The 21,723-nt window shown below is 57.8% G+C and carries 18 protein-coding genes and 1 pseudogene; 10 read left to right on the top strand and 9 right to left on the bottom strand.

All coding sequences use genetic code 11. The features are described from left to right. A complete protein-coding gene (locus tag FBZ99_RS31095; RefSeq protein WP_145636787.1) occupies window positions 1–1,374 on the top strand; it encodes an aminotransferase-like domain-containing protein in 1,374 nt (457 codons plus the stop codon). Between the two features lie 15 nt (window positions 1,375–1,389). Continuing rightward, entirely contained in the window at window positions 1,390–2,295 is a 906-nt protein-coding gene (locus FBZ99_RS31090; protein ID WP_145636784.1) for a hydroxymethylglutaryl-CoA lyase, read from the top strand. A gap of 75 nt (window positions 2,296–2,370) precedes the next feature. On the opposite strand, the gene FBZ99_RS31085 is transcribed toward FBZ99_RS31090, so the two are convergent. The 3 genes from FBZ99_RS31085 to FBZ99_RS31075 form a co-directional block, all read right to left on the bottom strand. Then, entirely contained in the window at window positions 2,371–3,360 is a 990-nt protein-coding gene (locus FBZ99_RS31085) for an epoxide hydrolase family protein (RefSeq protein ID WP_210248408.1), read from the bottom strand. A gap of 377 nt (window positions 3,361–3,737) precedes the next feature. Continuing rightward, on the bottom strand, window positions 3,738–4,049 hold the full coding sequence (locus tag FBZ99_RS31080) for a limonene-1,2-epoxide hydrolase family protein (protein WP_246661237.1): 312 nt from the start codon (window positions 4,047–4,049) through the stop codon (window positions 3,738–3,740). A gap of 535 nt (window positions 4,050–4,584) precedes the next feature. Continuing rightward, the gene (locus FBZ99_RS31075) at window positions 4,585–5,322 is read right to left on the bottom strand and encodes an SDR family NAD(P)-dependent oxidoreductase (RefSeq protein WP_145636781.1); all 738 of its coding nucleotides are present in this window, start codon (window positions 5,320–5,322) and stop codon (window positions 4,585–4,587) included. A gap of 82 nt (window positions 5,323–5,404) precedes the next feature. On the opposite strand from FBZ99_RS31075, the gene FBZ99_RS31070 reads away from it, so the two are divergent. From FBZ99_RS31070 to FBZ99_RS31035, 8 genes and pseudogenes are all read left to right on the top strand, one after another. Then, window positions 5,405–6,058 (top strand): TetR/AcrR family transcriptional regulator, encoded by a 654-nt coding sequence (locus tag FBZ99_RS31070; protein ID WP_246661236.1) that lies wholly within the window; start codon window positions 5,405–5,407, stop codon window positions 6,056–6,058. Window positions 6,059–6,141: 83 nt separating this feature from the next. Beyond that, window positions 6,142–6,557: pseudogene (locus tag FBZ99_RS33970) on the top strand (helix-turn-helix domain-containing protein); the annotation flags it as partial. Between the two features lie 767 nt (window positions 6,558–7,324). Next, a complete protein-coding gene (locus tag FBZ99_RS31060) occupies window positions 7,325–7,894 on the top strand; it encodes a hypothetical protein (protein WP_145636774.1) in 570 nt (189 codons plus the stop codon). Continuing rightward, window positions 7,891–8,511, top strand: coding sequence for a TetR/AcrR family transcriptional regulator (locus tag FBZ99_RS31055; protein ID WP_145636771.1), 621 nt, complete (start codon window positions 7,891–7,893; stop codon window positions 8,509–8,511). Before FBZ99_RS31060 ends, FBZ99_RS31055 begins: the two co-directional genes overlap by 4 nt. Before the next feature lie 125 nt (window positions 8,512–8,636). After that, window positions 8,637–9,899, top strand: a complete 1,263-nt coding sequence (locus FBZ99_RS31050) for an MFS transporter (RefSeq protein WP_145636769.1) — start codon at window positions 8,637–8,639, stop codon at window positions 9,897–9,899. 3 nt (window positions 9,900–9,902) lie between these two features. After that, window positions 9,903–10,427, top strand: a complete 525-nt coding sequence (locus FBZ99_RS31045; protein WP_145636766.1) for a (2Fe-2S)-binding protein — start codon at window positions 9,903–9,905, stop codon at window positions 10,425–10,427. Window position 10,428: 1 nt separating this feature from the next. Continuing rightward, on the top strand, window positions 10,429–12,636 hold the full coding sequence (locus FBZ99_RS31040; protein WP_145636763.1) for a xanthine dehydrogenase family protein molybdopterin-binding subunit: 2,208 nt from the start codon (window positions 10,429–10,431) through the stop codon (window positions 12,634–12,636). Beyond that, window positions 12,633–13,934 (top strand): c-type cytochrome, encoded by a 1,302-nt coding sequence (locus tag FBZ99_RS31035; RefSeq protein WP_210248407.1) that lies wholly within the window; start codon window positions 12,633–12,635, stop codon window positions 13,932–13,934. Before FBZ99_RS31040 ends, FBZ99_RS31035 begins: the two co-directional genes overlap by 4 nt. A gap of 215 nt (window positions 13,935–14,149) precedes the next feature. Here the strand turns inward: FBZ99_RS31035 and FBZ99_RS31030 are convergent, their stop codons facing one another. The 6 genes from FBZ99_RS31030 to yczR form a co-directional block, all read right to left on the bottom strand. Continuing rightward, the gene (locus FBZ99_RS31030; RefSeq protein WP_145636760.1) at window positions 14,150–15,682 is read right to left on the bottom strand and encodes a SulP family inorganic anion transporter; all 1,533 of its coding nucleotides are present in this window, start codon (window positions 15,680–15,682) and stop codon (window positions 14,150–14,152) included. A gap of 4 nt (window positions 15,683–15,686) precedes the next feature. Continuing rightward, a complete protein-coding gene (locus FBZ99_RS31025; RefSeq protein WP_145636757.1) occupies window positions 15,687–16,388 on the bottom strand; it encodes a carbonic anhydrase in 702 nt (233 codons plus the stop codon). Window positions 16,389–17,134: 746 nt separating this feature from the next. Continuing rightward, window positions 17,135–17,272: a hypothetical protein gene (locus FBZ99_RS33305; RefSeq protein ID WP_186450372.1), complete on the bottom strand. Its 138-nt coding sequence runs from the start codon at window positions 17,270–17,272 to the stop codon at window positions 17,135–17,137. 622 nt (window positions 17,273–17,894) lie between these two features. After that, a complete protein-coding gene (locus tag FBZ99_RS31020; protein ID WP_145636754.1) occupies window positions 17,895–18,731 on the bottom strand; it encodes a phosphoenolpyruvate hydrolase family protein in 837 nt (278 codons plus the stop codon). Window positions 18,732–18,741: 10 nt separating this feature from the next. Beyond that, on the bottom strand, window positions 18,742–20,001 hold the full coding sequence (locus FBZ99_RS31015) for a Tm-1-like ATP-binding domain-containing protein (protein WP_145636749.1): 1,260 nt from the start codon (window positions 19,999–20,001) through the stop codon (window positions 18,742–18,744). Between the two features lie 106 nt (window positions 20,002–20,107). Further along, window positions 20,108–21,529 (bottom strand): aminotransferase-like domain-containing protein, encoded by a 1,422-nt coding sequence (yczR, locus tag FBZ99_RS31010; RefSeq protein WP_186450371.1) that lies wholly within the window; start codon window positions 21,527–21,529, stop codon window positions 20,108–20,110. Window positions 21,530–21,723: the final 194 nt, after the last annotated feature.

Raw genomic sequence — 21,723 nt, 5'->3', positions numbered from 1 at the left:
TTGAAGAGGGTCGATACCATCGTTGCGCATGTCAGCGGGCAAATCGCATCGGGCGTTTATGGGCCGGGCCACAGGCTGCCATCCGTGAGGGGAGGGGCAGAGAAGTTCGGGGTGTCCAAAAATACCATGGCGGAAGCCTATGATCGGCTTGTGGCTCGAGGGCTTGCCGTGTCTCGCCAAGGCTCAGGCTATTTCGTTTCGGAAAGCCGGCCTGCGCCCGTTCCGAAGCTCAGGCCGGATGTCACCGAAGCCTTGGGCATCATGTCGCTGCTGCGTGAGCAGCTAGACCAGAACTACCAGACGCGTCCCGGGGACGGACGCCCGCCAGCAAGCTGGACCGAGGATGCGGATATGCGTCGTATTTTACGGACGAGCCGCAGCGCCACCGCTGAGGTTGACTTCGGGTACGGAAGCTCCTGGGGCCTGGGGGCTCTTCGTGAGTGGCTTCGCTTAACGCTTGCCGAGCGCTCAATCGCCACCGACACCGATGGCGTGATGCTCACAAGCGGCGTCAACCACGGCCTCGATCTCATCATCCGCCAATTTCTTGAGCCTGGCGACACGGTATTCGTCGACAGTCCGGGCTATTATCCGCTCTTTGCCAAACTGAGGCTTGCAAAAGCAAACGTTGTTCCGATCCGGAGATTGGAGGACGGCCCGGATCTCGACGACATGCGTCAGAAACTGATGGTTCACCGCCCCAAGCTGTTTTTCACGCAGAGCCAGGCCCACAACCCGACCGGCGGCACGCTGTCGCCTGCCCACGCCTTCAGTTTGCTGCAGATGGCGGAGGTGCATGATTTTCGCCTGGTTGAGGACGATATATTCGCTGACCTGATCGCCCCGACACTGCCGCGCTTGGCTGCCTTTGGCCAGCAGCAGCGGGTTCTCTATGTCGGGTCGTTTTCAAAGACGCTGTCTGCGAGCTTACGCTGCGGTTACATTGCAGGCGCTCCGGACATAATTCGCAGTCTGGTGGATCTCAAGATGATCACCATGGTGGCGACATCTCTGCATGTCGAGCGCGTCGTGCTGGAGATGATCGAGAGTGGACAGTATCTGAAGAACCTGAGGCGTCTGCGCGGCTGGATCGAAGAGGGGACGAAGGCAACGGCCCGGGCGCTCGGCGATGTCGGACTGGAGGTTTCGCTGCCAAAGGTTCGCGGCTTTTACATCTGGGTACCCCTTCCAAATCAGATCGAAGAGGTCTCCTTCTGCCGTCGGGCGGCCGAGGCGAACATTTTCATTGCCCCTGCGAGCGTTTTCCACGTCGACCGCGATACGCCGGCCACACCGGCAATGCGTGTCAACGTCGCCTACGGCGCAGATTCGCGCTTTTGCGCCTTCCTGCGTGAAGAGATCCAAAGCAACTGAGTAAGAGATGCAAAGATGGACAATGTTAGGATAGTCGAAGTCGGGCCCCGGGACGGACTGCAGAACGAGGCGCGCGCTTTGGGCGTCGCCGAGCGTGTGCAGATGATTGAAGGTTTGATCGACGCCGGACTGAAAACCATCGAGGTCGGCAGCTTCGTTTCGCCGAAATGGGTGCCACAGATGGCGGGTTCAGCCGAGGTCCTCAAAACACTGGGCCAGCGCGACGACGTGACGTTTCAGATGTTGGTTCCGAACATGAAGGGTTTTGAGGCGGCGCGCGCCGCTGCGTCGCGGGAGATCGCGATCTTTGCCTCCGCCTCCGAGAGCTTCTCTCAGAAGAACATCAATTGCTCTATCGAGGAAAGCTTTGGTCGTTTTGCGCCCGTGCTCGAAGGTGCCAGAGAAACGGGCATTCGTGTAAGAGGTTATGTGTCCTGTGTTCTCGGCTGTCCGTATGAAGGCAGGGTTGCCCTCGGGTCAGTGGTCGACGTTGCCCGAAAACTTCACGATCTTGGTTGCTACGAAGTCTCTCTCGGGGACACGATTGGAACGGGAACACCCAAGGCCGCCGCCGCGATGGTTCGCGCCGTCGCTCAGGAAATACCCATGGCCGCCATCGCTCTTCATGAGCACAACACCTATGGGCAGGCGCTTGCAAATATCCTTGCCTGCCTGGAAGCCGGGGTGACCACTTTCGATGCGTCCGTTGGTGGTCTAGGAGGGTGCCCCTATGCGAAAGGGGCCACGGGAAACGTTTCGACGGAGGAACTCGTCTATATGCTGGAGGGCATGGGTGTATCCACAGGCGTCGACTTGGCTAAGCTGGCGGCCGTCGCTGTTACGACTGCAGAGCGCCTCGGGCGGCGTCCGGTGTCGCCAATTTCCGAAATCATCGCAGAAGAACAGCGTTCGGCCTTTTGAGGGCGCGAAGCTTAGTCCAGGGGCCCCCCGCCGCCAGCGCCACGCACCGCGCTTCGGAAACGGAAATCTCCACCTTCAGGAGCGCGCGCCCGACACCGTCGCGATAAAGGCGCGCAGGTCGGCCAGCATCAGTTCCGGCTCTTCCAGCGCGGCGAAATGCCCGCCCCGCGGCATGTCGGTCCATTGCACGATGTTGTAGGTCTTCTCCGCGAACGAGCGCGGCGGCGGCACGAACACCGGATCGGGGAAGGCCGCAAAGCCGGTCGGCACCTGGATACGGGTGCCGGCCGGGAGCATCCGCGACTCCTCAAGCCGGCTGCCGTAGTAGATCCAGGTTGCAGTCACGAACGATGCCGGCGCAATGTAGAGCATGATGTTGGTGAGGAGTTCCTCTTCGGAAAACTTCCTCCAGATGTCCGGGTCGCCATCGGCGGTTGTCGGAAGGTCGGCCCACTTGCCGAACTTTTCGAGTATCCAGCCCGCCGCTCCGACCGGGCTGTCGGCCACCGCGACGCCGAGCGTTTGAGGGCGGGTCGCCTGCTCGTGGAAGTAGGCGCTCTCCCGATCGGCAATCGCGGCCCGCTTTGCGGCGAAGGACTTCTCCACGTCGGTCGTCGGAGCGGCATCCTCCGCACGAACGGTCATCATGTTGATATGGATGCCGAGCAGAGCGTCCGGTCGATCATGCGCTGCCCAGACCGCAAGGGCGTGGCCCCAATCGCCCCCTTGAATGAAATACGGCGCGCCGCCGAAGAGTTGGATCATCAGCCCATGCAGGAGCGTAGCAGCTCGCCGCGGGCCGATCGGGCCCGTGATCGGGCTGGAGAACGCGAATCCAGGTAGCGAGGGGACGACGACATCGTGCCCATCCGCTGCGAGCGGCTCCAACAGCCGCTCGAATTCGAGATACGAACCCGGCCAGCCGTGGAGAAGCAGGACAGGCGGCTTGGAACCATCGCCCTTCACATGAACAAAGTGGATGTGCTCGCCTTCCACGTCGGCCATGAAGTTGGGGAGTGCGTTGAGCCGCTGTTCGATCGCACGCCAGTCGTAGTGTCCCGCCAATACGCGACGAGCCGCTTGAGGTCTTCAACCCCGACCCCCGCCGATCAGCCTCCCGCGTCCGGCAGCTGGCTCCAGTCATAAGCCTCGACCTTGGCTCTGATCGTGGCGAGCCGTTCGTCATGGATGTTGATCGTGTAGGTTGAGATCATGATTGTTCTCCGCTTAGAGTGAAAGGAAACCGCCCTATTGTGCCGAATTCCCAAGAACCCCGCGTCATCTCTATCGATAGCCGTGTTACAAGCGCTACGGACTCGCCGGGACGAGGGCCGGGAAGACAGGTACGGCTCCGTCGGTCAGCAAAGCACCTTGCCCTCGATCGCGGCATGCCGGCGAGAACAACGCCGCCGCGGCTCCGCGGCGGCGGGTTTGCGAACTGGCTATCTCTTGAGAAGTGAGACCTGCTTCTCGAAGTCGGCCAGATCGAAATAGTCGCGCCAGACAGTGATTTCCCCGTTCTCCACGGTGATCGTACCCATGACCGGCAATGTGATCGTGGCGCCACTTTCATGGGAGAACACATCCATCCGCTCGTTCAGAACAATATTCCCCGATGCCGCGATATTGGTCACAGCCCAGTCTACCGTAAACGCCGTTCCAACCCCGAAGTCCGAATGGAATTTGCGAACGTTGTCCCTCCCTATGATGTCGGGCAGCGGCACGTTGTCATAGAGGACGTCATCCGACAGCATCGCAAAAGGGCGTCCTCAATGCGATTTGCGCTCCAATGGCCGAAGAAAGTGGTGGCGATATCGATAGGGTTGGTGGACATGTTTGCTCTCCAGAGAGGGTTTAATAAAGCTTGACGAAATTGTTTGCCGGTAGTGGGCCGCCAGGAAACTGCGTGCCGGCCACTGATTGAGATGGGTCCAATGTTCCACGCCGAACAAAAAATGCGCAATTAGTCGCGACTAAATTGGGATCTGCTGCCATAACCGACTTGGAAGCCCGCGCTGGTCGCGTCCCAACCTGCCAAGCACTCGAACAATAGCGCGTCATGCCCCACCTCCTGATGAGAAGCCTTCGTCCGACACGCGCGAAAGAAGCAGAAGCCTGCGATGTCCTTAGCTCACGCTGTTGACGATGCCGGACCGAAGTGGGATCACTGCGGTATTAGCATTGATAGACAGCGCGTACCTTCCTAAGCAATCAAGGGCCGCGCTGGTCCCTTCGATAGGGGGGCCGGAAGCTACTTCTCCTTCGACCTGTGTCTTCTTGTCAACCGGATCAGGCGTTGAACCCGGCGTCCACGTTGAGAACCGCGCCCGTTATCAAACTTGCGGCGGGACCAGCCAGGAAAGCGACTGAGCTCGCAACTTCTGCGGGCTCACCAAATCGACCAAGCGATGTGAGGCTCCGCTGATAGTCAGCATTCTCGCCATTGGCAGGGTTCATTTCAGTGTCTGTGGAACCAGGAAGAACAAGATTGACGGTAATACCTTGAGGCCCCAGTTCGCGCGAAAGTCCACGCGTAAACGACAGAAGCGCCGACTTCGACATAGCGTATGCCGTCACACCAGGGAAAGGCACACGCTCTGCCAGCGAAGAGCCAATAGAGATGATCCGGCCTCCCGATGAGAGATGTGGAATTGCTGCCTTCGCAAAGAGGAAGGGCGCACGAACGTTCACATCAAGCATAGCCTGCAAGTCGGCGAGTGCTAGATCTGCGCTCATGCCGGCGGTTCCAATACCTGCGCTGTTGACGAGAATATCAAGCCCTCCGAGCGTGCTGACCGTTTGGTCGACGGCGCGACTGATGGCTTCCGGGTCAGCACTGTCTGCCTGAATGGCTAGCCCGCGCCGGCCTTTCTGCTCGATCGTCTGAACGACCGATGCAGCCCGTTCCGCCGAGCGCTGGTAGGTGAATGCAACATCCGCGCCGTTCTCAGCCAGAGCGATAGCGATTGCCGCTCCTATTCCTCTTGAGCCACCGTTTATCAGGGCACGCTTTCCAAGCAGATCCATGACGATTTCCTTTATGCAGTGATCGATGCACAAATAAGTAGAGGCATTGCAATCCATCGTCAACTGATTTATGCAGTGGTCGATGCAAAATAATGTTTCGATACCGCCAGCCAGCTCACCGCCGACTCGTCCTCCACGAGGCCGGCCGCGTGAGTTCGACCGCCAGGCTGCGCTTGCCGCGGCAACACGACTGTTTTGGATCAAGGGGTACGAGGCGACTTCGATTGCCGACCTGACGGAAACGATGGGGATCGGAACCAAGAGCCTTTATGCGGCCTTCCTCTCCAAGGATGCGCTCTATGCGGAAGCGCTCAAATATTATTACACGACCTACGAAGGGTTGGTCTGGACCCGCTTCAGAGCAGCTTCGACCGCGAGAGAGGCAGCTCTCGCATTCCTCCAGGATTCCGCGACCGCCATGACGGGTGGAGATCTCGATCTCCCGCATGGCTGCATGGCGACGCTTGCCACCGTTGGCAGCGAAGGACATTCCGAACTGGGCGAGCTCATGCGAGTGACGCGTGCGGGCGGTTTTGATATCCTCAAAGCGCGCTTCGACAGAGCGAAGAGTGACGGCGATCTCAAGCCCACGGCAGACACAACCAAACTGGCGAGGTTGGTGCAGACAGTTCAAAGTGGCATGGCAATTCGCGCCCGTGACGGAGCCGATCGAGCCGAGTTGCATGCAGTGGCGGAGCTTGCGCTTTCCGGTTGGGACAATATCACCGCCAAATGATTATATCTGCGTGGCGAGGTCCGATCCTATGCCAGTGAAAACATAGACGGGTAGCGGGCTTGGGGTTCAGAACAAGAGCAGCACTGCTGAGCGGTGCACATGCCGGCGAAATATGCAAACTAGCCTCGCCCGAGTCGAACATCGAACGTGTCCTAAAAAACCATATCCACGTTGCATACCAACTTCGCAGATACTTAACGAGTTGATCAGTTGGACGATGTCGCCCGAACGAGCCCATCGTCGTTTCACCAGCACTTCAAGGCGCTGACCTAAATGATACCGTTCAGTTCCAGAAGCAACTCCGTCTGCTGGAGGCGCGCCGCCTCATGGTGACGCAGGCTGCCAATGTCGCCGAAGCGGCCTACAAGTCGGCTACGAGAGCGCGCGCAGTTCAGCCGACAATATTCCCGAACCTTTGGCGTTGCGCCCAAACAGGTCGCTTTGAATTAACAGCAGGCCACACACCGAATATGCAAGCCGTACCGTTCAGTCTGCTTGATCTGGTGTGCAGACAAGTTGCGACCAGCTCGAACTCGGTCGCGGAATTTGTCTGCAGTTACTGAGATCCTGCGATTGGCGACAAGCAGAAGTTCAGACAGACGGATGATTAGCTAGGCTTCGTGGAAAAAATTGATCCTACTCTTCATCCCGGCCTGCTGAAGCTATCGGATGCCAAAACCACAGAATCCCGCCAGCACGCACCGTACTTGGTCTGGAGTTCGGTGAGGTAAGCCTTTGAGGTTCTGGACCCAACGGTCCTGCTAGTTTTGCGTAAGGGGGTGGAGATGCCAGGCTTTCTAAATTTGATGGGGAAATGGCGTATACGTACGCCGCAGGCATTGTGGAGAGCGTTCACGAACGCGGCAGATGCTCCGCAGGCGCCGACTTCACCGACGCCTCTCACCCAGACAGGATTGGCATCGAGATCGGGCATGTCGATAGGCACGACTCGACATCGGGCACGTCACCATGGACCGGCAGCAGATAACCGGACAAATCACCGTCCACGAATCGATTTCTGCTGCCTCTCACAAGGCTGCGGAAAGGCCCCATATCATCTCGGTCTAAAAGAAGATGTTCGGCCGGACGGTCGTCTGGACATGCGGCTGGATCATGCAGGTTTGCTCCCAGAAGGTCTTCCTGCACGATCGAAGAAAGCTCGACGCCGCGGCAAACAAGTTATTGACCGATCGTTCCGAATATATTATTTAACCGATCGTTCTAAAATAAAATTGCGCATGGCGGTTCGACGGAGAAAGGACAAACATGATCTCATTGAAGCAGAATTTAGGTCAGGGAGACTGCCGATTTTTTTCGCCGCTCGTCAGGATCGCGCTGTGCATCGGTCTTACAAGTGAGGTGCAAGCCGGTCCAGGACTTCAGAACGAAATGAGGGTTGGTGACAAAATGACCCTAAATAGCGAGTCTCCACGCTTAGGGAAGCGCATGTTGTTGGTCGAACTTCATGGCACGACGACCTATGTTTTCGATAGTACGCATGAGGTAGCAGGGCCGGTCATAGAGGTCCTTCGTTCATTAGGATTCGAACTCGTGTTGCCTGCAGGGGTTTCCATTCCTGCTGAGGGCCTGTTGCCGATACCCACAGACGCTATGCGTAGCGCGGAGCCGGACCACGTGTTTCTCATGAATTTTTCGAAGGATGAGGCGGTCGTCCGGCGGGTGATTGCCGCACTAAGCGCGTTTTCCAGAAAAAGGGTCTACCGAATGAACTCGACTGTGGCAGAGGCCTTCTCCGACCATTGGAATGCAAGCCGATTGGGGCCGATAGTCGCGGAGGCTATCGAGCAATTCCCGATGGTGAAGGATGCACTATGACATTGCATCCTGAGCTTGAGCGGGCGAACAGCCGAGGACGTCCGCGGCAGTTCGACCCCGATGAGGCGCTCGCCGCCGCCATGCGTGTGTTCTGGGAGCATGGTTACAGTGGCGCCAGTATCAGTATCCTCGTGAAAGCAATGGGCCTCAATCGAGGCAGTCTCTATGCCACCTTCGGTGACAAGGAGGCGCTGTTTCACAGGGTTATGGAGCTCTACGAGCGCGAAAAGACTACCTACATGATGGATGCCCTTGATCAGCCTACGGCGCGCGGGGTGGCCGAGCGGCTTTTTCGCGGTACGCTTGCGCTCCAGACTAACTCCGACAACCCAAAAGGAAGTATGGGAATTGTCCATTCGGTCAGCCATGCACCTGGAGATGAGGCAATCCGCACCTTTGTCATGGAGCGAAGCAATTTCTGGCGGGAAAAGCTGATCGAGCGCATGATCGAGGCGCAGCGCCAAGGTGATTTTCCCTCTACGATAGATGCGAAGAGCCTTGCTCTTTCCTTGAAAGCCGCGAGCGACGGCTTACTCGTGGCTGCTGGAACAGGCGCCAGCGAAGCCGAACTGTCAGGCATTGTCTCAATCTTCTTAGCCATGTGGCCGGGAAATTGAGCCGTTAGAAGGCCGGCAGCGAGACAGTAACACATTAACGAGCGGACCTGCGGGTGCCGCACCACCCCGCGATCCTGGTGGATCCCGGGCGTGACCTCCTATGCTCTAAAACTGGAATGTAAAATATGACCCAACGCTCTTTGGCGCCTACGCAAGGCGGCGGAAGCTCTGCGCTTTCGATCCTCATACTTGGTCTTTCCGGCTTCGTGCTGGTGACGACCGAGTTCCTCATTATCGGCCTGATCCCGCAGGTGGCCCGCGAGTTTACGATCACGACTTCACAAGCCGGCTGGTTGGTAAGTCTCTTCGCCTTTACCGTTATGATTTGCGGTCCGTTTCTCACCGCAAGGTTGGCGCATTTTGATAGAAAGAACCTATTTCTCGCGATCTTAATGATCTTTTCGGCGGCGAACCTGCTTGCCGCACTTGCGCCCAACATATGGGTTCTTGCCATCGGTCGCTTCATTCCGGCGCTAGCGCTTCCAGTATTCTGGGGAACTGCAAGTGAAACAGCGGCGCAACTTGTGGAGTCCCGCCACTCTGGTCGCGCGGTCGCGCGGGTTTATCTCGGCATCTCCGCTGCTCTCGTCCTGGGCGTTCCACTTGGTACTGTCGCGGCAACGTCGATTGGTTGGCGCGGATCATTCATCATCCTTGCAATGGCGTCGCTCCTGCTGACCGCGATGACGTGGGGTTTTATGCCGCGCCTGTCCAGTGCCTCGCAAGCGGCTGGATCGCACGAAGAGCCCTCTCTGATCAAGGATCGAACTTTCCTTGCCCACGTCGGCCTTTCTGTCCTCGTGTTCGTCGCCATGTTCACTGCCTACACCTTCTTGGCAGATCTGCTGGAGAACGTCGCCAGGATCGACCCGCAGTATATCGGTTGGTGGCTCATGGGCTTTGGCTTGATCGGACTTGTCGGAAATTGGATAGGGGGACTGATTGCCGATCGAAACTCGCTTTTTGCAACGCTCACCTTCACCGTAAGTTTGATTGTCGCAATGCTTCTTTTCACCCCGGCGGCGCAGAACCACTGGCTTCTTGGAGCTGTACTCGGGCTTTGGGGCATCTCCTACACCGCACTTTTCCCGGTCTGCCAAATCCGGGTGATGGAGGCCGGAAAAAAGGCGCAGGCCCTGGCGGCAACAGTCAATGTTTCGGCGGCAAATGCGGGAGCAGGGATCGGGGCGATCACAGGCGGTGTTGTCATCGACCACCTGCATTTGTCTCAGCTTGGACATGTGTCCGCTGTGATTGGCGCAGTAGCGATCGCTTACGCTTTACTGATCCTGCGAGCGAAAAAAACTGCTTTAGCTCCTCATCTAAGTAACTGCCTGCCAGTGATCCGCTGGTCGGCACGATCTCCAAACAGAAGCAGCCGGAGATAAACAATGCGCTCCACTTTTACTCTCAACATCAACGACGAGCGAAGAACTGTCACCGCGCCGCCGCGCATGCCGCTGCTCTGGGTCCTGCGGGATCTGGTAGCTCTGACGGGGACCAAGTACGGCTGCGGTGTCGCGCAATGCGGAGCATGCACCATACACATCGACGGAAAAGCCGTCCGGTCATGCGTTTTACCGGTTGGTGAAGTGGGCGATGGCAAGATCACGACCATCGAGGCGGTCGGCAGAACGAACAACGGCGACAAGGTGCAACGCGCCTGGATGGAAATAGAGGTCGCTCAATGTGGCTACTGTCAGCCCGGTCAGATCATGGCTGCTGTCGCATTGCTCAACGAACGCCCAGCACCTTCCGACGTTGAAATCGATGCCGCGATGTCGGGTAACCTTTGTCGCTGCGGGACATATCCGCGCATCCGCGAAGCGATCAAACTGGCCGCGACGGGGAAGACGGACGCGATGCGGACCTTGATCATCGGACCCTCCGCCGATTCTGAAATGAAGGAGCCGTAGCATGTTGCGACGCGAGTTCTTGAAGACAGGCGCTTTCTGCGTTGCCTTCTCACTGGCATCAAAAAATAGGCAGGCGTTCGCAAAAACTGCGACGCCCGTCGATTCCGGGAACGCCGCTTTTTCGCCGAACGCGTTCATTCAAGTTCAGCGTGATGGCCAAGTTCGCCTGACAATTCCGAATGTGGAAATGGGCCAGGGTATCTATACAAGTGAAGCCGCAATCCTTGCCGAAGAGATGGATCTCGGCCTTGATCAGGTTATCGTCGATCATGCGCCGGCTTCTCCGGTCCGCTATACGATGCCACTACAGGCAACGCAGCTCACCGGCGGATCGACATCGATCCGCGGTTCGTGGGATATTCTGCGGTCCGCCGGCGCAACAGCCCGTCTGATGCTCATAAACGCGGCAGCGTCGCGTTGGAACGTCAGCCCCGACGGTTGCGAAGCAAAGCGTGGCGTCATAACCCACATTCAGTCCGGTCAAAGTTTGGCCTACGCCATGCTCGTCGATGATGCGCAACGCCAACCAATTCCTGACGCCGTTCCACTAAAAGATCGCAGCACGTTTACGATCATCGGGAAATCATGGCGGCGCACGGACACGCAAGACAAGGTACTTGGAGCCACACGTTTTGGCATCGACGCCCAGCCGCCGGGTCATAAATGTGCAGCGGTCATCATGAGCCCGACATGGCATGCGAAACCGCGCCTGCAAAACTTTTCTGTTCCGCCAGACGTCCATGAAGTTGTCGTCCTGGACGATTGCGTCGCAGTTGTCGCTGACGATTTCTGGACGGCAAGCGAAGGAGCGAAAGCTGTGTCAGTCGAATGGGACTACAGGAATTGCACTCCGTTCGATAGCGCGCGACTGCGTAGTTCTTTGAAACATGCTGCCTCTGCGGCAAAAACGCTCACCGCACGCCACGACGCCTCATGGGCCGGAAGGCCCGTAACACAATCCGCAGAATATGAGTTTCCAGCCCTGGCGCATGCGGCGCTGGAGCCGATGAACGCGACGGTAGCCTACAGGGAAAGCGAGCTCGAAATCTGGATCGGGACGCAAGCGCCTGGTCGGGTGCTCGATGCAGCCCATAGACTCACCGGTCTCCCAAGAGAGCGGATCCAGGTTCACAATCATTATCTTGGAGGTGGCTTCGGGCGCCGCGTCGAGACGGATCAGGTTGAGCAGGCCATTCGAATAGCGATGAAGGTCAATTATCCCGTTAAGGTCATTTGGTCTCGGCCGACTGACATCCAGCGCGATTTTCCTCGACCGCCTTTCCTCGATCGAATTTCGGCCGCACTTGATGCTGACGGTTACCCGATCGACTGGACCGATCACATCACAGGGAGCTCAATTTTCAGTAGATTCGCGCCGCAGTTCATGCGGGAGAACGGTGTCGATCCCGATACTGTCGATGGCGCAGATAACCTACCTTATTCCATTCCGGCCGTGCGCGTACGATGGACGCCCTTCGACATGCCGGACCAGAGACCGATAGGCTGGTGGCGCGGAGTGGGACCAACTCATAATCTGTTTCGAGTCGAGTGCTTCCTGGACGAACTCGCCAACCATGCGGGCATTGACCCCTACCTGTACAGAGCTCGGCTCCTGCAGAACAATCCAAGGCTTCTGAGAGTGCTTCATCTTGCGGCCGAGAAGGCTGACTGGCAGCGGCCGCTAGAGCACGGTTTCGGCCGGGGAATCGCTGTGGGAAAAGCCTATGAGAGCTACGTGGGCGCCGTTGTCGAAGTCGACGCCACGTCAGCTTCGGAGATCCGGCTCATGCGTTGTGTCTGTGCTGTCGATTGCGGTCTTGTGATAAATCCAAACACGATCGCTGCACAGATAGAAGGGGGTCTAATTTTCGGCTGGACGGCCGCATTATGGGGTGAACTCACATACGCAGGCGGTGCGGTGGAACAAAGCAATTTCCATGATTATCGTCTCATGCGGATGAACGAAGTTCCCTCGATCGCAGTGCATCTCGTGGAAAGCGATGAACATCCTAGCGGCGTTGGAGAACTGGGGACGGCGATCGCTTCACCGGCGCTGGCCAATGCCGTTTTTGACGCCACAGGCTTTCGCTCCAGACGCCTGCCCTTGATGCCCGCGATTGCGGAGCATTTGCAATCCAGCTCCGGCGGGATTTTGCATCGCATGGATCATCTCATGTCGTCATTCATGCGACAGGGAGGCGAGCCTTGAAATCTTTCATAAGAATCATGGCCCCCCTTTGTGTCGTTGCCGCAGCAGTTCCAATCGCCATCTTCGCAAAGAATATCTTGAGTCGAGATCCAGAGATCTCCGCGCCCGACATTGCGCCTTCTCCTGAGTTGATCGCAAGGGGAGAATATCTCACGCGCCTGGCGGACTGCCAGGCTTGTCATCAAGTGAAGGGCGGTAAACCGTTCACGGGCGGTCGCGCGTTCGAGCTTCCTTTCGGCACGTTGTATTCGACAAACATCACGCCCGACGTCGAGACCGGTATCGGAACATGGAGCGATGACGACTTTGTAAGGGCCTTGCATCGTGGAGTGCGCCCTAACGGTGAAAACCTCTATCCTGCTTTTCCATACGCGTCATACACCGCACTTAGCCGGGAAGACGCTGTAGCGATTAAGTCGTATCTGTTCACGCTGAAGCCGGTTCGTGCGCCGGCCAGGAAAAATGAGCTATCATTTCCGTTCAATCAGCGCTGGGGCATAGCTCTCTGGAATGGGTTCTTTCTTTCAGACCGGCGTTTCAAGTCGGATCCCGCCGTTCCGGCAGCAGTCAACCGAGGCGACTACATCGCCAATGCACTTGGCCATTGTGGAGAGTGTCACACACCGCGCACGCTGGCCTTTAATTTGAGCGATCGCATCTACGCCGGTGCAAGCCTGGAGGGCTGGAATGCCTACAACATCACGGCCCACAAAGAGTATGGGATCGGTGCCTGGTCAGATGAAGAGCTAAGACGATATTTACTGGAAGGACATGCGCCGGGGCGAGGAACAGCGACCGGGCCTATGGGAGAGGTGGTCGAATACAGCCTTCGGCATCTGAGAACAGACGACGCATCTGCCCTGATTTCCTACTTGCGCACGGTACCTCCGCGACCGGAAGGCTTTGCCGCTCACCCAAAAGAGGACTCGATGATGAATGCTTCATCTCTATCGCTGCCAGTAGTGGCAGCCGAAATCGTTGATCCGGGCCAGCGCGTCTTCGAACGCAATTGCGCGAGTTGCCATGCATGGAATGGTGATGGTCGACAGCAACAGACGGCGGCACTAAAAGGCCTGCGGACGATTTATGATCCTTCAGCTGCGAACCTGCTTCAGGTGATCCTTCATGGAACCGAAACATCCACCTTGCCCGGGCGGTTCGCCCCTATGCCTTCTTTCGCGTCACTGAGCGACGGAGAGATTGCTGATCTCGTGAACTTCATACGCCGTTACGCAGGCTCCGGCGGAAACCAAATTGGTGTAGGAGATGTCGCAGTTGCCCGCGAATATAAGCATTGACGATGGTGAACGAGACCGGAACCGCGACAGGGAGTCATACAGTCGTTCGCAAATGCTTCGAGAGGTCTGCAGGATGGCGCGGCTTTCTCCCCCCTAGCCGCCGCACCAAGCCGACTTCACTGCGGCTCTCTTGCCAGAAGTCAAAATCCGCACCACCCCGACGCTGTCTGCCCCGGGATGGATTGACCAGTCAACGTTGCGGCCTTCGTCATGCGCTAGGCCGCATTGCGCGCTTCGTGTTGGTAGCGGCGGAACATTGAGACGACCCGCGGATGCGTCCCATCGGGCACACTTCCGATGATCTCAACAAGACGGCCAGTGCGACTTTCACGCTTCACCCAGTCGCTGATCGTTTCTGCGCATGTATGGTCCAGATAGCCCAGATCCCGCCCGGCGAGCCGGATGTTGCGGTTTGCCGGCAAACCTTCCAAAGCCGTGAGGAGAGAAGGGACATCCTTGCAGGTGGCCGAACCGCTAAGCCTGACCGAAATAGTTTCGCCTTCGTCGGCGCGCTCGATCCGGAGCCTCTTGCGCAGATAGGGCAGGACTTCGATCAAGGAGAGCAAAAAGCCTAGCCCGACCCCAAGCAGCAGGTCTTGAGTGACGACCATCGTGACCGTGACCAACCAGATAACTACGGGCATCCAACCATGATGGTCAAAGAGGTGACGGACATGATGCAAGCTGACGAGACGCCAGCCGGTCACCAGCAAAACCGCTGCGAGTGCCGTTAACGGCACCAGGCCCAGGAGCTCGGGCAAAAGCGCGACAAGCGCCAGCACCCAGACGCCATGCATGATCGCTGATGCGCGCGTCTTTGCTCCCGCCTGGATGTTTGCCGATGAACGAACAATAACACCAGTGATCGGCAGAGCGCCGAGCATGCCGCAAATGCCATTGCCGACGCCCTGCGCGAACAATTCCTTATTGAAACGCGTCCGTTGCCCGTCGTGCATCCGGTCGACCGCGGCAGCTGACAGAAGCGTTTCCGCACTGGCGATGACTGCAATGACCAACACGGTTGCTAAAATACCCGGCTCTGTCAGTCGCAGAAAATCATCGGCAGCCGGTATGGAAATTCCGTCTGCAAGAGATGCCGGAAGCGTAACGCGAGCGATCGGCAAATTCAGTGCAACTGTGATAATCGTTCCAAAGGCGACCCCGATCAGAGCTGCGGGAATAAGCCGCAGCGAAGCCGGTCGGAACCTCTCCCAGCCGACCATCGCCACGAGCGATGCAACTCCCACCATCAAGGCTATCGCCTGGTTGGTAATGCCGTTGCTCCAAAGGTTGCTGACACTGTCGGTGATCGCTGTGACATTTTCGATCCCTCCCGCAGCCGGTCTGGCATCCATAAGCACGTGCATTTGACCAAGGATGATCAATATGCCGATGCCTGCCAGCATACCGTGAACTACGGCGGGAGAGATTGCTCTAAACCAAGAGCCGATCTTGAGAAAGCCGGCAAGAATCTGCAATGCGCCGGCGGCGACAAGGACAGGTCCGAGCGCTGCCACGCCATATTGTTCCACAAAGCCAAATACGATCACTGCAAGCCCAGCGGCGGGTCCCGAGACCTGCAACGGGGAGCCGGCCAGGGAGCCAACGACGATCCCGCCGACGATACCTGAGACAAGACCCATCGCAACCGGAACGCCGGAGGCAATTGCAATGCCCAGGCAAAGCGGGATAGCGACTAGAAAGACGACGATAGACGACGCGAAGTCATTGAGAGAGATAGCTTTCATCGGCTCACTCCGCTGCAATTGCGTTCAGGGATGGAACCACCTGCGTCACCCCGCGACCAGAGACGGCGACCGGTAGCGGTTGGCCATCTTCGATATAGGTAAAGCGACTTGCGGCGCCGTCATAGACGAGGACGCTCCCGGTCTCGATATCAAAGAACCACCCGTGCAGGCTGACCTCATTGCTGGCAAGCTTTGCCGCGACAGATGGATGCGTGCGTAGGTGATCGAGCTGCACCACGACGTTCTCCATGGCAACGGCACGAATACGGTCTTTCTCGGCGAGATTAGGTGGATAGGCCTCGCAGACGATGGAATGGGCGGCCTGGCTATGCTTGAGCCAGGCCGCTACGTTGGGCATAGGACCGAGCAGTTCCGGGTGGCAAAGACCCTTCATCGCGCCGCAGTCCGAATGGCCGCAAACAATGACGTCGCTGACGCCCAGCGCTACAATGGCGTATTCAATGGCAGAGGAAACCCCGCCATTAGCAGTCTGAAACGGTGGCACGATGTTGCCGGCATTCCGGCAGACAAAAAGCTCGCCCGGACCCGATTGAGTGATTGTTTCAGGCATGACGCGGCTGTCGGCACAAGAAATCATGAGAGCCTGAGGCCGCTGCCCCTCACGTGCCAGTTTACGATAGAGTGCGGAATGCTCCGGGAAAACCGAGCCTCGAAAATGCGAGATGCCTTTGGATAGATCTGCCATTCTTGAATCCTCGTTTATGCCGGCTCATGACAGCGTCACGCCGGTTCGTTGCTGAATGCGAGTGAGTTCGCATGTGCGAGATAATCAGCGATCAACGAGCAAAATAGGGCATCAAAAGACTTTTCGTCTTCATCGAGATCACAATCATGAGAGGTGGAGTGGTGTCGCTGAATGATCCCATTGATCTTGCTTAACAATTGTCGTTTGCGTTAGAAAATATCTGCTAATACGCTGAAAATAAATGGAGTATGGGAGATACCTAAGCAGAGCCGCGAGCCGCGTGAGGAGGTTGCTCACGCGGCTTCTTGAGAATATGAAGCCGAACAGATGCAATCAGAGATAGAATTGCTGCATTGCAGCATTGTCGGCTGTTATGCTTGTTTCTTTTAAGCGCTGATTGAAGCGCGCGCGGTGCCGACTATGAATGGGAGTGGATAGTCAGCGTATGCTTCGACCGGCCCCATTTGGCGTCACCATCTTCTCCGCTGGCTAGGCGGCAACCAACCTCATCGGATGCTCCGTGATGCAACTTCTCGAATGGGAACATGTCTCTTGTGGGCGCAAGGCGATATGCCTGAAGATGGAAACAATTTGCCTAATTCTCTAAGAGATGAACGAGAGCGATCCACACGATTCCGGAGGAGCAGACTTGGCGAGACGTCTCCACGACGCGATGGCTGCGCTTTGCAGCTGATGCGTTCGTCCATCGCCTGATTTGGTTTGCTGAAGTTTTGGCTCGTGTCTGGTCAGGCGACCAGAAAGTTTAGCGTCAAGCCGGTTCCTACAGCCATGACCATAAGAGCGACGTCGGCCAGCAGAGCCCGGAAAATGCTATGACGCGCCGGCTGCAAACGGTTCAGGTAGTCGTCTCGGAAATCTTCCATAGCTTTACTCCTAGTTTCACGATCATCGACGAAGCGATGGCGGTCAGCGCCGCTCGTCCCGTTTCGACTGAGGAAACCTACCTTGAGGCTGTCGCACAAGTTTCGCAGTGTTGGGGCCAAATTGTAACGAAGTGTAAGGCAGTGGCCCGACAGAGGCGCCCGTTGCGGTTTCACGTTCAGCGGTAGTTGGGAGTAATGGCGCCGCGGATGTGCCGCCGACTTCCTTCATGCCTTGCACGAATATTGGCAACTTCTCGAAGCTCTGAAATTAGCTCACGCGGCCGCAGCCGCCTCACTTCGTGAGGTGTCTGCGACGGGAGGCGTTGAAAGCTGGAAGGCGTGCCTTGCGCTAGCTGCTCAGTGGGGATGGCCGCGATTTGGCGGTGCAATGGAGGAGCACTGAAGCTATCTCCATCGCCGCGTTGGCCACAGGAGACCAGGCCTAGATACGTTGTCGAGTGTAAGGGGGTAAGCCGCGCACGCCCCGTTGCATTGACGCCAGCAGCCACTAACCTGCGTAGGCGCGCTCTGACACGGTCGGCGACGACATCCCCAAAGGCGATCGGCGGTTCGCACGACAGCGTCGCGAGTTTCAAAGTCTCATGAGTTGATATCTTGGCTGTCAGGCGATTTTGATTGACTTGAATTCGTCACAGGTCTTTTTCAACGCGAGTTCGATTGGGATGCGCTCAAAGCTGGAGGCCGCCACGAAGCCCACGGCCTTGGAGTTTACGTTCACATATTCCGCGTCTTCAGCCGTCGAGATCGGGCCGCCGTGTGAGAGTAGAATGAGATTAGGATCTGCATCGAGCGCGGTATCGAAAATCTCACCGAGACGGGTGATGGCAGCGTCCATCCCAATAGCGCTTCTCGAGCCTATATCGCCGCCGATGGTCAACCCCATATGGCCGACGATCACATCGACACCGGCTTCAGCCATCGCGCTCGCATCTTCCGGGTTATAGACGTAGGCGAGGGTGAAGAGATCGCGTTCCCGCGCCTTTCGCATCATATCCACTTCACAGGCAAAGCCGAGGCCGGCATTTTCCAGATCGGTCCGGTAATTGCTATTCTCGTGGCGGCTGAGCGTCGGGAAATTGATGACCCCCGAATAGCCGATTGCCTTCACCTCATCGAGTAGGTCATCGATGTCGCGTGTGGGATCTATCCCGTAGACGCCGGCGATCACGGGTATAGTCCGCTTTCTCGGCATTATAGATTGACGCCCAAGACGCAACATCACCTCGTTGGCGTCGCCGACGGGTATCGCTCCAACCAAGCTCGGCAGGCCGTTGACCCTATAGTAACCTGAATTGTAGACGACGATCAGATCGGCTCCGCCGAGTTCGGCGCAGCGCGCAGAAAGGCCGTTGCCTGCCCCGACCGCCAGGATTGAGCGGCCTCTTGCCGTTTCCGCCGTCAAGCGTTGCAGGACTTCGTCTCTTGTGAATCTTGTCATTTCCGCCTCATCATTTTTGGTTCTCGGCAAGTTGCAGCAGAGTATCGGCGGCAAGTTCGGAAACCGCGGGATCGTTGATATGCGCATCGATTTTGATGACAGGGATGTCCCGCCTCAGAGCCTGCTCGAATGTGTCGATAAACGCTCGATCGGCCGCCGGATCGAAAAAAGGGGCGCCTTCTGCGTCGTATGCGGAAAAGCCCCGCATCGGGATAATAGCGACAACCGGCGATCTGGCGCCCTCCAGCTTGCCGGCAATGAACCTGGCGACGTCCGCGGCCTCACTCGCCGAAGTACGCATCAGTGTCGTACTTGGCGTATGGCGGATGAAATTTCGGCCGTGAAATCTCGCGGGGACGGTCTCCAGCGGGCCGAAATTCACCATGTCGATGGCACCCGGCAGAATGACCTGAGGGATCGCCTTTTCAACGGCTGCGTCAAGCCGTCCCGGGCCAGCAGAGAGACGTCCTCCGACGACTTCGTCGGCGATCTCGGTCGTCGTCAGGTCCAGCATCAGATCGATATGGCCGTCACGGATGAATGTCTCAGCCGCACGCCCGCCGCTTCCGCGGGCGTGGAACACGAGCGCGTCGAGCCCGGCTGCGCGAAAGCGCTCGAACGCTGCGTTTGCCGCTAAGGTGGTGGATCCGAACGCGGTAATGCCGACACAGACGCTCGCGGGATTCTCATGCGGGGTTTCCGCCTCGGCAACGAGCGTTTTCATAACCGCCGCGCTTCGGCCGAGAAGCGCCCGCAAATATTCTCCCGTCCCCAAGATATCCACGACCGAATGGACGAGGACGACGTCCTTGGCATCGACGATGCGAGACATGTCGCCCGATACGGTTGTCGCGACCAGAAGCTTTGGCAGTCCGTAGGGAAGCCGGGCGAAAGCCGCGCTGGCCAGGGCGGTGTTCGTTCCGCCGCCCATGGCAAAGAACCCGCGCACCAGACCGCGCCCAACAAGCGCGTCCAGGCACAGGGAAAGCCCCGTCATCATCACCTGCAAGGCAGCTTCGCGGTCTTGTCGCCGCCGCAGGTCCTCCAGGTCGGAGCCCGCTAACGCGGCGATCTGCGACGCGGATATCGAGGGCGTCATCGAGGTTGAGCCCAGAACGCCGCAATCGATGAGAATGCACCCGAGGCCATGCCGCTCGAAAGCTCCGAGCAGGAGCACGATCTCGCTTTGCTTCGTGTCGAGGGTCGTGGCGATAACGACGCCAGGAGAAAGACCCTCAGCGATATCCGTCACTTGGTTTTGCGCATCCATCGTGTTGCTCTTCGTCAGTTCGGCTGCAAGTTAGTGGATCGAAGCCTTCGAGGTGAAGAACCAGTTGAGCTTTTTGCGCATGACCAGCCAAGGACCGGTCCGTCGATCATTTACCTTGCTCGCCGGTTTCCAGAATTTCTTCAATGACGTCCAATGCCTTGCGCAGCAGCTCGATCGGTCGTACGAATGGAAGCCTCAAACTATCTTCAAATCCGTGTTCCGGCGAGAAGTCCGGGCCGGCAGACAAGAGCAGATTGCGGCGTAGCGCACTTTGTCGGAGGCTGACGGTGTTGGCGCCGGCCATCCTGATCCACAGTGCCGTTCCTCCATCCGGCTCGGCCCAGGACCAGTCTCGGGAGCGTCTCTGTAGTTCATACCGCAACTGCTCGAGATGATACTGCAATTCCGTCTTTCGGTGGGCGCGGGCCTGGGCGATGTGCGGAAACATCTGTGCTGCGATCGCCTGATCGATGATGGGATTACCGAGGTCGCTGGCGGCCTTGAACGTGGTCAGCGTCTTGATCAGGCCCTGCCCAGCACGGATCCAGCCTATCCTTAACCCACCCCAAAACAGCTTCGACATGGTGCCGATCAGTGCCGACCGGTTCTCTTCGAGGTCTTTCGCAAGGGGCGTGTCGGGCAATCGGGAGGTGAGACCCAGTTCGTTTTGCGATCCGTCTTCGACCAGGAAGACTTCATGTTTGCGCAGCATGGCGCAGACGGCGGCCCTTTCGTCCTGGTTCAGGGTTCGGCCGAGCGGATTGGAGACGTCGGAAAAAAGATAGGCGACCTTCGGCCGCCGCGAAAGGAGCCCTTCCATGGCTTGAAGATCCAGCCTGAGATCGCCGTTGAGCGGCGCACAGATCAGGCGGGCGTTCCCGTGTCGAAATGCCTCCAGCGCGCCCCTATAGGTCACGGCCTCGACGAGAACCGGGTCGCTGGATCGGACGAGGATGCCGGCGAGAAGCCAGATCGCCTGCTGAGCACCGTTGGTGATGATGATATTGTCGGGCTGGGTTGGAAGGCCGAGCTCACAATAGTACCGCGCGATTTCCCATTTCAGATGCGGAAGACCACTCGACAGATATCCGACGTCGGTAACGGAACGCGCCAGATCCTTACCCTGAAGGCTTGTAATCACATCCAATACGACAGGTGACGGTTGCAGCGAGCCACTGGATACGTCGATCGCCGAAGGGGCGCTGCCTTCATGGCCACGCAAGCTGACATTCGGGCGCTCGGCGATATGCAAAAAGGTGGCGGAGCGCAGGATGCGGTGACCGCTGCCATGCCGGCTCTCGACTAGAGCGGATCCGCGCAGGCCTGCATAGGCCGCGGTCACTGTTCCCCGACTCGTTCCAAGCGCTTCGGCAAGCAAACGCTCCGACGGCAGATCGCTGCCGATCGGCAGTGCATTGTCGTTGATCAGATTCCTGAGCGCGCGTTCCAGGCGCTCAGCAAGCGTTCCGCTGCCGACGGCCCAATTGCCCAGAAGCCTGCTAAGACGGTATGCGCTTGTTTTGCTCAATACAAACCTTTGGGCCACTTGTCATAAAGTGGACTTTGCCATCTCTACGCTGCCGGCGCAATCTTTCGAAAGCGGCACTTCTTCGGCGCGGTGGAAAGATATACGCCGGACTTCGCCGAAAAGACCTTCTCGCAGCTCGAAGGTTTTGGCTCCTATGGCTTTCCCGAAAGCCATGCCGCAAGTTTCGCCCTCAT

The sequence above is a fragment of the Rhizobium sp. ERR 1071 genome, assembly GCF_007828675.1.
GTDB lineage: Bacteria > Pseudomonadota > Alphaproteobacteria > Rhizobiales > Rhizobiaceae > Rhizobium > Rhizobium dioscoreae.
The sequence above is the reverse complement of the archived record's forward strand: the minus strand, read 5'-3'. Positions and strand labels throughout refer to the sequence as shown.